The following is an 11,549-nucleotide window of genomic DNA, read 5'->3' as shown; positions in this document are numbered from 1 at the left end:
AAAACAAGGTTATTACGTTCCCTTATCGGTAACTTTGACTTATGATTAAGAAGCTATTTATTACTTCATTTATAATGTTGGCCACTTTTGGTTTACAAGCCCAAAGTGATTTATACAGCAAATTATCCACCTTTATTTCTAATCAAACTAAAGAGAGCACAAACGATCGTTTGATAGCAATCAATGTATGGTCGGTTAATAATGACAACAGCCGCAAATTAAATGCAGAGTTTGAAGAGGTTTATAAAACCTTTGAATACGCAAAATTAAAAGGTGGCGGACACGGCATTATTGTTATGGATATCAATTTCGAGAACGACAATGTCAATGCTGACATTACTTTACAAAAAGATGGCATTAAAAAATTAATTAAAGTATCGGCTGATAATACAGAAATTGTAAATCATTTGAAAGGTAAGCCGGCCGGTTATAATGTGGTATTTGATTGTAAAGGAAATCTTATTTATGAGAACTTAGCTCCCGGAGCTGTATTTAATAGTATTCAAAAGTTAATTACGAGATAATGAAAAAGATTTTATTAGCCATATCTGCTTTATTATTCACCGTTAACAGCTTTGCCCAGAACGTTGCCGCGTGTAACGCCGCTCAACCTGTATGTACCAATCCGAATTTTCAATTTACGAGTAGTGCGGGTAGCGGTTTAACAATGGGACTAAACGTTAGTAATCCATCAACCAATCCGCAAATAGGGAATGGTAACAATCCTGCAGCCCCTGCCAATAGTGGATGTTTATTTTCTCAAGGCCCGGGCCCTCAATGGTTGTTGTTAACCATTTCCAGTAACGGAACTTTAGGTTTTTCTTTTGGAGCTGCAGGAAGTGCGAATCCCCAAGTTGGTTTTTATGATTGGGCTATGTGGCCATATACACCAGCAAGCTGTACAAACATTTTTAATAATACTTTACCTCCTGTTTCCTGTAACTGGAATGCTTCAAGCAGTGGTGGTACCGGAATGGGACCTGTTCCTCCGGGTGGTGTAGTCGGTAACTATCAGCCGTCATTAAATGTAACAGCAGGTCAACAGTTTTTAATTTTAATATCTAATTATAGCGGTGTAAATACCGCGGTGTCATTTTCAAACACCGGAACTGCGGGTATTTCATGTAACCCTTTCGTGATCGCACCTCAAACAATCTGTAATGGGTCTTCTGCTGTTTTAACAGGATCTACTACATTAACCAACGCAAGCGCAACTATTACACCGGGAGGAGCAGTATCAACCGGCTCTAATATAGCATTCACAGTATCACCAACTTCCAACACGACATATACAGTAACACTTCAAGGAACTAACACCTTAAATTCAGTTGTTACAGTAACTACAATTACCAACGTAACGGTTATCACCCCTACGGTTGCCGTTAACTCAAACTCTACAGTTTGTGAAAACGGCTCTGTTAATTTAACGGCTAGTGCTACAGGTACCGTAACTTATAATTGGTCCGGACCAAACGGATTCAACTCAACTTTGCAGAACCCTGTATTAAACAACTTACCTCCGCAAGCAAGTGGAATCTATTCGGTGCAATTAGCTTCAACTACCGGGACTTTGGTTTGCTACGCAGGAAACACTACAAGTGTTACTGTAATTCCAGTACCTCAGGTCACTGTTGCTCCGTCAGTTATATCTGTTTGTCAGGACGATAATTTCGGGTTTTCAGCAGGCGCTCCCGGTGCTACAACTTATAGCTGGACTGGTCCGAATGTGTTTTCTTCAAGCTCTCCAAATATTGCAATTGGTAATGCTGTTCCGGCCATGACAGGAATTTATAGCGTAACTGCAACATTTGTTCAAAATGGTGTAACCTGCGCTTCAAGTAATTCAGTGGATGTGACTGTAAAACCGAAAGTTCACTTTACTTTAACGCCAATTCCAAATGTGTGTGATAATACCACATTATTAGTAAACGGACCTGCAGGCGCAACATCTTATACATGGAGCGGACCAAATGGATTTAATTCCAATACGCAGGATTTAACGATCAACAATGCTAATACTAGTCATAGCGGTATTTATACTTTAATTGTTGATGTAAATGGTTGTAAAACTCAGGATAGTTTAATCGTAAGTGTTTTAACGCCTGTTACTTTTTCAATTGTACCTAATAACGTATCCATCTGTAGAGGTGATACGGTTGATTTATATACATTGCCAATTGGCGGTACCGGAGTTTACAATATTTCGTGGTTACCAAATAGCGCAATCTTCGCCCAATTAGGAAATAATGCCATTGCCTTACCGGCTGTTTCAACCAACTATACCATTGTTGTGAATGACGTGGCTTGTCCGACTCAAAGTGTTACAACCAATTTTGTTATTTATGTAAATCCTGCTCCTGCTCCAAACATTGCGGCCTCAACTATTGAAGGATGTGCACCGTTATGTATAAATCTTCAAAGTTTCGCGGCGCCACAAGCAGTGAATGTGTTCTGGAGTTTTGGAGGTAATTTAAATGCAGTTGGAGACAGTATTAATTTCTGTTTCAAGAATCCGGGAACGTATTCTATCACCACCACTATTATAGATATTAACGGTTGTCGCTCTACGAGTGTAGCGCCTTTCCCAATTACAGTTTATCCTCGTCCGCAACCCGATTTCTCTTGGAACCCATCAGAACCAAGTTTAATTGAAAATATTGTCAACTTTACCAGTTATTATGTAAACGGACCAATTACCAAATATCATTGGGATTTTGGAGATACTTATGATTTAACTTATGATACTTCCAGTTTAGCGCATCCAACACACGAATTTAATTTAGTTGGAATGTATCCGGTAACCTTAATAGAAACGAATATTCACGGATGTACCGATACAATTACCAAAATGGTAACCGTTGTTGAAGATTTTACCTTATATGTTCCAAATGCGTTTACTCCTAATGGTGACGGGCACAATGATGTCTTCCAGCCAAAAGGCATGGGTTTCAAACCCGATTCGTATGAAATGCAAATCTTCGACCGTTGGGGAAATTCTATATTCAGAACAACGGATGTTAGTAAGGGATGGGATGGAACCGTTAAAGGATCTACTTTAAAAGATGATGTTTATGTATATAGAATTAAGTGTATTACTTCTAACGGAAACATTCGTAAAGAAAAAACAGGTCACGTTACTTTAATAAAGTAAGCTAAGTTTAAAATTATTCATAAATCTCCGTCTCATAAAGGCGGAGATTTTTTATTTTCACCCAGTATTACTATGAAACAATTTCACGATTTAATGCGCCATGTTTTAGAGCATGGGGTAAAGAAAGAAGACAGAACAGGTACCGGTACGATAAGCGTATTCGGTTATCAGATGCGATTTAACTTGGAGGAAGGTTTCCCATTGTTAACCACTAAAAAACTCCATACTAAATCTATCATTCATGAGTTATTATGGTTCCTTCAAGGGGATACCAATATCAAATATCTTAAAGATAATGGTGTAAGTATTTGGGACGAGTGGGCGGATGCCAATGGAAATTTGGGACCGGTTTACGGACATCAATGGCGCAGTTGGCCAACTAAAGATGGGAAAACCATTGACCAGATTACGAAAGTAGTGGAGATGATTAAAAATACGCCTGACTCTCGTCGCTTAATTGTGAGTGCTTGGAATGTGGCCGATATCGATAATATGAAATTGCCGCCATGCCACGCATTTTTTCAGTTTTATGTTGCTAACGGAAAATTATCTTGTCAGCTCTATCAGCGCAGCGCCGATATATTTTTGGGCGTGCCTTTTAATATTGCGTCTTATGCTTTATTAACCATGATGATGGCTCAGGTTTGCGGATTGAAAGCAGGAGAGTTTGTACATACGTTCGGTGACGCGCATCTTTATTCGAATCACATAGAACAGGCTAAATTGCAGTTAAGTCGTGATTGCCGTCCGCTTCCAACCATGAAAATAAATCCGGATGTAAAATCAATATTCGATTTTAAATTTGAAGACTTCACTTTAGAGAACTACGACCCGCATCCGCATATTAAAGCGGCCGTAGCCGTGTAATTGAGAAATAAATATAATTTTGTAGCAAATTAGAAACTATGAACGACGTAAAATCAGTAATGGACCATGCAAGTGCAGCAATGGATAAAGCCATTAACCATTTGGAAGTGCAATTAACTAAAATCCGTGCAGGGAAAGCTAATCCTGCTATTTTTGAGAGTGTAATGGTAGATTATTACGGAAGTATGGTTCCCATTCCTCAAACCGCTAATGTAAACACTCAGGATGCTCGTACCATTGTTATTCAACCTTGGGAAAAGAGTTTGTTAACGCCCATTGAAAAGGCTATTCAAATGGCGAACCTGGGTTTAAATCCGCAAAACGACGGCGTTATCATTCGTATCACCATTCCACCTTTAACTGAAGAACGCCGTAAAGAATTGGTAAAAACAGCTAAGGCAGAAGGTGAAGAAGCGAAAGTTGGTATTCGTAACGCGCGTAAAGAAGCCATGGAAAACGTAAAGAAACTACAGAAGAATGGTTTAGCTGAAGACGAGGCGAAGGATGCGGAAACAAAAATACAGCAATTAACAGATCAATATGTGCAAAAGGCGGATAAGCATTTTGAACAGAAAGAAAAAGAAATTTTAACCGTATAATAAATGCCCCGAAAGGGGCTTTTTAATTAACAATGATTTTGTAAGTCTTAACATCATCTGTGCCATAATATAATCGCAAGATGTAAGTGGCTTTGGCCAGGTTTCTGATATCAATATTAAATCCTCTTAAATTCTCAATTGCATTCAAGCCTTTAATTTCTTGTCCGAGTATATCAAATAATTTAATATCCGTTAACTCTGTTTTACGCTCCGATTCTATATATATAAGGTGACTGGACGGGTTAGGAAACACCAATGTTTCAGTCGCTTTTACGCTATCCGCAATAAATACATCTTGCTCTGTTTCCCATTCATTACAAAAAACCTCAACATGTAAGTGAACCGTGTAAGTGGTGTCTTTTTTAATAGATGGATATTTATGTCTTACTTTTTGTCCCGGGAAACTGAAAATCTCTTCCTCGGTTCCATCACCAAAATCCCAATGATATGTTACATTTCCACCCAAAGTGGTATCGTGTGCCATAAAAAACACAGAGTCCTTTTCGTGACGATACGTAAAAGCACCGGTAACAGCATTCGTATAAGAAAAAATTGATTTTGTGATTGAATCTTTATCGGTACCATTACTAACCACAAGTTTTACATTGTAACTTCCTGTATTGGCATAATAATGAGTAGGATTTTTTAAAGTAGAAGTATTTCCGTCACCAAAATCCCATTTCTGGCTTGTGGCACAGGGACTAAACGAACTGAATTTACTGTCGCAATCAATGTATTGGAAGTCGGCGTGAATTAATGAATCCATAATGATTCGTTGCTCCATACAATCCTGATGCCCGCCTCCGTTATCAGCGCAAAGTAATATGGTGTAAGTATCTTTTGCAGGAAATTGATAGGTCATATTCACTGTTGCAACGGTATAAACCGGTTGGGCAAATCCTTGTCGGAAAACCGACCATGTATAAGTAGCCGGGGCATTGGATACTGTTGTATTGGTGAAAAAAGTAAATCCGCCGTAACATAGATTGTTATAATCAAAATTAATGGCAGGGTGAAGGTGTTGTGAAAAGGTTAAGAATGGAGTTATGAAAATTAAAAGTGTAAGTATTTTCTTTTTCATCTTTCGGATTTTCATATAATCAAAGATAATTAACCAAGCGAGTAATCGCAATTAATGTGCCAAAACTTGTTAATAGGGGGTGTCAATAAAAACGGACCAATGCTTTAATATTGGTCCGTTCAATTAAACTTAGTATTTAGACTTATTGCACAGTCATTTTAAAATTAACATCTACATCGGTGTCCCCCGGGGTAATGGTTCCGTTTTTGGTTCCCGGTTGGTGCTTTAATATGATGTTTAATGGATGTTTTGTAGTGCCGGTTGCAGCATATGTTCTCCATCTTGTTTTAAGTCCGATTCCTCTTTGTGGCGAACCTCCGTCAAGATCGGTGTAAATAAGATGTATACCCGATCCACCTAATGTTAAACTATAAGGTGACCCGGTTGGATTGGTAGAATTAAAGAAAAACATATGGTCTTGTCCTTCTTCTTCAACTTCATTCGATATGGAATCAACCGGACTTTTTGTTTCGTCTAATAAGACTATTTCTGTAAAATAAGTTGTATTAGGACTCAAATTAAAAACCGAATCGCTTTGGGTAGAGAGACTGCTTGTACCAGGACCATAAAACCCTGCTTGTCCACCATCCCCATCCGGGTCTTTATACATAAATGTATAAACAGTGCTGGTGGCCGAATCCGTAAGTAATAATTTAAAGGTTGTTATAACTTCTGAAGCGTTGTCGGGAGGGAGCGGATTGCTAGGAGCCGGTTCGTTTTTCTTTTTCTTACAAGATAAACTTAATAAGAGTGTAGCAGTAATTAGTAGACTTGATAATTTAAATAGTGTTTTCATGATTTTATTTTTTGTCGTAAATAGTTAATGGAATTTTTAATCTAATAGTGAAATTTCTTCCCATAGCGTCTGTATAATAGCGGAAGCGGTCGAGATAATCGCGGTAAACAACATCAAGTAAATTATTTCCTGCAAGGCTGAGGTTAACAGTTTGTTTTCCGAATTTTAAATCACTTCCAATTTCAAATCCAAGTAGTCCGTAACCATCAGGAGGCGCTGCAAAATCCGTGTTTTGAGGTACGCGCCATTGTTTAGTTACATAAGTATAATTCACTTGAATAAAATTATTACTGAAATGTTTTCCTGCATTGAAATAATAATTTACCTCTGCGGTATAACGGTCGGAAGGCATGTATACTAAATAGTCGTTGAGGTTTTCATTCCATGCTCTGAGTAACATGGCCTTTGCGGTTACTTTCAAATGATTGAATACATCTGTAGTTACTTTTACATCCGCTCCGCTGATTCTGGCATTTGCTTGCTGATAATTAAATACCGGATACGCGCCTTTTATGGTAAGTTCAGGTTTGGTAGATGGATTTAAATAAATGAAATTGGTAAACTGATTATGATACAAGGTTGCCTCTGTAAAAACATGGTTTAATTTAAGCAAAGCCGTGAATGTAGCATTGTAAACTTGTTCAGGTAATAAGTTTTTATTTCCTCTTTCAATTGCCCCAACACTTTGATGAATGCCATTACTGTAAAGTTCATTTGGAGCAGGACTGCGCCAGGCTGAGCCAATATTTAAAAACAGATTTAAATATTTACCCTGTTTATAAATGGCACCGGCATTCCAACTTACATTATTAAACTTTAAAGATGGTGTTACAAGAATTTTGTTCTCATAGAAGAATGACTGAAGATATTTTTCATCGTATCTAAGGCCGGCTTCAAGTTCCCAATGTTCAGTAACAAATCGTTCGGTCGCGAAAGCACCCCAGGTATTGTTGATGAAATTGGGAATAAAGAAACGCCCTAAATAAACATTTTGTTGGTTCATATAACTGCCTCCAAATTGCCCTCTGAATCGTTTGATGTTATCGTGCTCCAAAACAAGCTCTGCGGTTTGCGACGTGATGCTGTAATCCAACTCAGGTAAGTTTAAAGAGGCGAGTGAATCATTCAAAGGTTTGTCTTTATCAAATTCCTGACGCGAATTATATTGATAAGCGTATTGAGCCATCAATCTCCACTTTGGTGCAAAATGATAGTGCAGTTTTCCTTTCGCTAATTCATGACCAATTTGCTGATAGGGTCTTCCGATATCATAAGAGAAACCCGCTAAACTATCCTGAGGTTTATTGGCATTAAACGCATTTTGTAAATCAGTTAAATTACCAATGTGCGCTCCCGGAAAGATGCCTACTTTAGTATTGAATTGCGAGTAATAAACTTCTGCACCTAATTTTTTTCGGTGATAACCTAAAGAATAGGAGAAATTGTATTCTTCAACCCCGGTATTCTTTAAATAGTATTCCGGCGTTTTTACATTACCACTTTTCTTATAGGTTCCTTGCACTCTCCAATTGAATCCTTTTAACTTATCGAAGTAGCCTTGCAAAATGGCCGAGCCGGTTCCTGATTGACCATTGCTGGCTCCAATCATGTTTACTTCACCGGTTACACTGGCCGTATCGGGTAAATCGGCCGGCTCAACTAAGATTACGCCGCCTAAAGCATCACTTCCATAGCGAACAGAATTGGCACCTTTTACAACCGATAATTTTTGCGCAACGAACGGATCAATTTCCGGTGCGTGTTCATTGCCCCATTGTTGTCCTTCATGTCGGATTCCATTATTCAAAATGAGAATTCTATATCCTTGCAATCCGTGAATCATCGGTTTACTGATCGTGCCTCCTGTATTTAATGTAGTAACTCCCGTAACTGTTTTAAGCGCATCTCCTAATGTTTGTCCGCGTGTTTTATCTAATTCTTTGCCGCTAATTTCATCTGCTGTTTGTGTTTTCACCATCTCCAGACGCTTATCCATGATGTCAATTTCACTTAACTCAATCTCGCTGTGTGGTAATTTTACCGATAAGAAGGAGTTTTGTTTCACCATGGTTTTAATTATGGTGTCCTTACATCCTAAATGCTGAATTAATAAAGAATAATTTCCTTCGCATAAACCGCTTATCGAAAAACGGCCATGATTATTGGTTACATAATTGTTCTTCGTCTCCAATAAGGTAATAACAGTCCCGTCCAGTTCTTTACCGTCATGCAAATCGATAATTTTACCCGATAAGGTAAATTTACATTCTTGCGCATGCAGGTTAAAAAACGGGAATAAGAAGAGAATATGTAAAATGATTCGCTTAATTATTCGTTGTTTTTATTTAATCCGTATTTAGAATTCAGGTTAAATAAAAGAAGGTGGTCCACGCAGATAATTCGTGAAAGAATAATTAAAATAAACACACTCGTTTAATGTTTGATAAGGCTCTACCGTGACTTGAATAGTAATTTTTGTATCAGATTTGTTTTGGATAAAATCCAATGATCGGTAACTAAAATATTTACAGGTAAAGCAATCCTCGTTTTTCGGTTTAATATGATCGTGACTTCCATCACAGTTTTCACTTTTTATATTGTGTACTTCAAATAAGTGGCACGCGTCATTATCTAACTCTACACTACAAACCGTTTCAGCTTCATGATGATGATGCAGTTGGGCATGAAAGGCAGTAGAAGTGATATTAAAAACAATACCAAGGCAAAGCAAATTTGCCATTAGAATACGTGTAAATACAGATATGTTTTTGAAATATCTCAAATAAGATTAAATAATGAATGAAATAAAATGATACGCGGATGATTAAGCTCTTGGAGGAGCGCGCGAAGTATCAGATTCTTTTACAAATGACTTGTAAAAAGTAGACTGGTAATTTAATACAGCTTCGTGTTTAGGTTTTAAAGGAACGAAGTTGTTGATGAATTTGAAAATGGTGAAATAAATAGGAGCATCATACTTGTCAAAATCGCAGTCTGGGTTTGCATCTGTTTGCACGGAGGTTTCTCCGTTGGTATGAATAAGCTCATGATTATGGTTTAACAACTTGTGTACATACACTTTTGGAGTTGCAATCCATAAAACCGTTAAAAACAAAACAGCTAGGGCACTGATTTTTGCTATTTTCGATTTCATAATCATATAACAAATATAGCTAACAATTTTTATAAAACAATTTCCCAAAATGGGGGAATTGCGTTAAAATTTGCGGTATTTTTGACCTGTGAAATTTCTGGCAAACATATTAATATCGGCAGTAGCCGTGGTTATTACAGCCAAGCTGCTTCCGGGAATAGAAATAAATGGTTTTCTATCGGCTATTTTGGTGGCTGTTGTTTTAGCGTTTTTAAATGCTGTTGTAAAGCCTATTTTAACAATTTTAACAATCCCAATTACCTTCTTCACTATGGGACTGTTTTTGTTAGCGATTAATGCCTTTATCATTATTATTGCTGATAAGTTGATAGATGAGTTTTATGTTCGCAGTTTTTGGTGGGCTTTATTATTCAGCTTTATATTATCTATTACTACGGGTTTATTAAATGCGGTTTTTGGAAATCAAGACCCTAATAATAATGATCAAAACCCATAATTACTTTTTCTTTTCCGGTTCAAAATCTATACTTACCGAATTGATGCAATAACGGTTGCCTGTTTTAGTCGGACCATCATCAAACAAATGGCCTAAATGTCCGTTACAGCGGGCGCAAACAACCTCGGTTCTTATCATGCCGTGCGAAAAGTCTTTGATTTTTTTTACTCTGTCACCGTTTCCGATTTCATTATCAAAGCTTGGCCATCCGCAATGGGATTCAAACTTTTGATCGCTCGTAAATAATTCATAACCGCAACCGGCACATTTATAGGTTCCTTTTTCAAAATGTAAATTGTATTTACCGGTAAAAGGTCGCTCTGTACCTTTTTCACGCAAAACATAGAATTGTTCTTCACTCAATGTTTTTTTCCACTCTTCTTCTGATTTATTAAAATTACTATCCATTGGATTACTATTTTTTTGTGTTGACGAAATTATGGCAGATGGTTCCTGCTTTGTTTGGCACGAAGCATTCATCAAAAGCATGGATGCCAATAAAATTAAAACAGCCTTCATGTTATGTTTATTTTAAAATTTAAAAGAGGCTAAACAAAATTAATAAGCATTTAACAATCCGGTTGGTCATTTGTTCGGAATTAAGTTAATTAATACTAAAACTATTATTCTAAATTTGCCCCGTAAAATGAAAATGAGATTTGCGGCGATAATAATCTGTGCCTTGTTTTTGGGAGCTTGTGTCTCAAAGAAAAAGTACAAACAAATGAGTGAGTTGGCGCAAAGTAAATCTTCCGAAAAAGACGCTTTAGAAGAAGTACTGAATCGATTAGCCGTTGAAAACGATAGCTTAAATAAGTGGTTAGTTGAATTAGACAGCTTGTATCGAACAGAAAAAGCTCGCAACGAGGCTTTGGCCAATGCCGGTAAGCGGGAGGGTAGAGGTTATGTAGGTAAATTGAAGCCAAAGCTTATTTCCGCTAAGGAAGAATATGAAAAGAAGGCGCTTTTTGTGTATAGTTTTATTCAGTACATAGTGTGGCCGGTTACCAATTCTGAAAGTTTTAATATTGGTATTGTTGGCGATTCACCCATTAAAAATTCATTATCCAATTATGTGGCAGAAAAGAGGGCAGGGAAACTACCCATCAAAGTAGAAACCTATCAGCCGGATAAAGTTTACCACATTCTCTTCTTTAGTGAAGGCGGTTTATCTTCATTCAATAAAGTCAAAAACAAGGTCATAACAATGCCGGTTTTGTTGATTACAGAGAACGCCTTATTGGAAAAGATAGGCGGCCATATCAGTTTATACGTAGATGGCGCAAAAGTTAAGTTTTCTGCAAACAAAAATGCCCTCAATAAGAGTAAGTTAAAGGTAAGTAACTCTTTTTACAGTTTGGCCGATTAAGGCTGTGAACAAATTCTCATTTTTTTATTCAAATTTCTTACAAAGCCGCTTGCGGTTTGCATAAAAAGCCTATTT

General features: G+C 37.3%; 12 protein-coding genes. 6 read left to right on the top strand and 6 right to left on the bottom strand.

Translation table 11 applies throughout. The annotated features are described in order from the left end of the window. Positions 1–41 precede the first annotated feature (41 nt). From J0L69_09770 to frr, 4 genes are all read left to right on the top strand, one after another. Entirely contained in the window at positions 42–524 is a 483-nt protein-coding gene (locus J0L69_09770; protein MBN8693474.1) for a hypothetical protein, read from the top strand. Further along, positions 524–3,151 (top strand): gliding motility-associated C-terminal domain-containing protein, encoded by a 2,628-nt coding sequence (locus tag J0L69_09765; GenBank protein MBN8693473.1) that lies wholly within the window; start codon positions 524–526, stop codon positions 3,149–3,151. Before J0L69_09770 ends, J0L69_09765 begins: the two co-directional genes overlap by 1 nt. Positions 3,152–3,223: 72 nt before the next feature. Beyond that, a complete protein-coding gene (locus J0L69_09760; GenBank protein ID MBN8693472.1) occupies positions 3,224–4,018 on the top strand; it encodes a thymidylate synthase in 795 nt (264 codons plus the stop codon). Between the two features lie 38 nt (positions 4,019–4,056). Continuing rightward, on the top strand, positions 4,057–4,617 hold the full coding sequence (frr, locus tag J0L69_09755; GenBank protein MBN8693471.1) for a ribosome recycling factor: 561 nt from the start codon (positions 4,057–4,059) through the stop codon (positions 4,615–4,617). A gap of 22 nt (positions 4,618–4,639) precedes the next feature. Here frr and J0L69_09750 read toward each other — a convergent pair whose 3' ends face one another. The 5 genes from J0L69_09750 to J0L69_09730 all read right to left on the bottom strand — a co-directional run bounded on the left by J0L69_09750 (position 4,640) and on the right by J0L69_09730 (position 9,648). Then, complete coding sequence (locus tag J0L69_09750; protein ID MBN8693470.1) at positions 4,640–5,698, bottom strand: PKD domain-containing protein; 1,059 nt, start codon at positions 5,696–5,698, stop codon at positions 4,640–4,642. A 142-nt stretch (positions 5,699–5,840) separates the two neighbouring features. After that, positions 5,841–6,494 (bottom strand): hypothetical protein, encoded by a 654-nt coding sequence (locus J0L69_09745; protein ID MBN8693469.1) that lies wholly within the window; start codon positions 6,492–6,494, stop codon positions 5,841–5,843. 4 nt (positions 6,495–6,498) lie between these two features. Next, positions 6,499–8,727: a TonB-dependent receptor gene (locus J0L69_09740; GenBank protein MBN8693468.1), complete on the bottom strand. Its 2,229-nt coding sequence runs from the start codon at positions 8,725–8,727 to the stop codon at positions 6,499–6,501. Between the two features lie 135 nt (positions 8,728–8,862). After that, entirely contained in the window at positions 8,863–9,234 is a 372-nt protein-coding gene (locus tag J0L69_09735) for a hypothetical protein (protein MBN8693467.1), read from the bottom strand. Between the two features lie 84 nt (positions 9,235–9,318). After that, positions 9,319–9,648, bottom strand: a complete 330-nt coding sequence (locus J0L69_09730) for a hypothetical protein (protein MBN8693466.1) — start codon at positions 9,646–9,648, stop codon at positions 9,319–9,321. A gap of 88 nt (positions 9,649–9,736) precedes the next feature. Between J0L69_09730 and J0L69_09725 the strand changes: the two genes are divergently transcribed. Beyond that, on the top strand, positions 9,737–10,105 hold the full coding sequence (locus J0L69_09725; protein ID MBN8693465.1) for a phage holin family protein: 369 nt from the start codon (positions 9,737–9,739) through the stop codon (positions 10,103–10,105). Here J0L69_09725 and msrB read toward each other — a convergent pair whose 3' ends face one another. After that, positions 10,106–10,624 carry a peptide-methionine (R)-S-oxide reductase MsrB gene (gene msrB / locus J0L69_09720; protein MBN8693464.1) on the bottom strand — a complete coding sequence of 173 codons (519 nt, stop codon included), beginning with the start codon at positions 10,622–10,624 and terminating at the stop codon, positions 10,106–10,108. A gap of 127 nt (positions 10,625–10,751) precedes the next feature. Between msrB and J0L69_09715 the strand changes: the two genes are divergently transcribed. Beyond that, positions 10,752–11,474 (top strand): YfiR family protein, encoded by a 723-nt coding sequence (locus tag J0L69_09715; GenBank protein ID MBN8693463.1) that lies wholly within the window; start codon positions 10,752–10,754, stop codon positions 11,472–11,474. Positions 11,475–11,549 lie beyond the last annotated feature (75 nt).

The organism is Bacteroidota bacterium, assembly GCA_017303905.1.
Taxonomy (GTDB): Bacteria; Bacteroidota; Bacteroidia; order B-17B0; family Aurantibacillaceae; genus JAHEYG01.
This window is presented reverse-complemented; position numbering and strand designations above follow the sequence as displayed.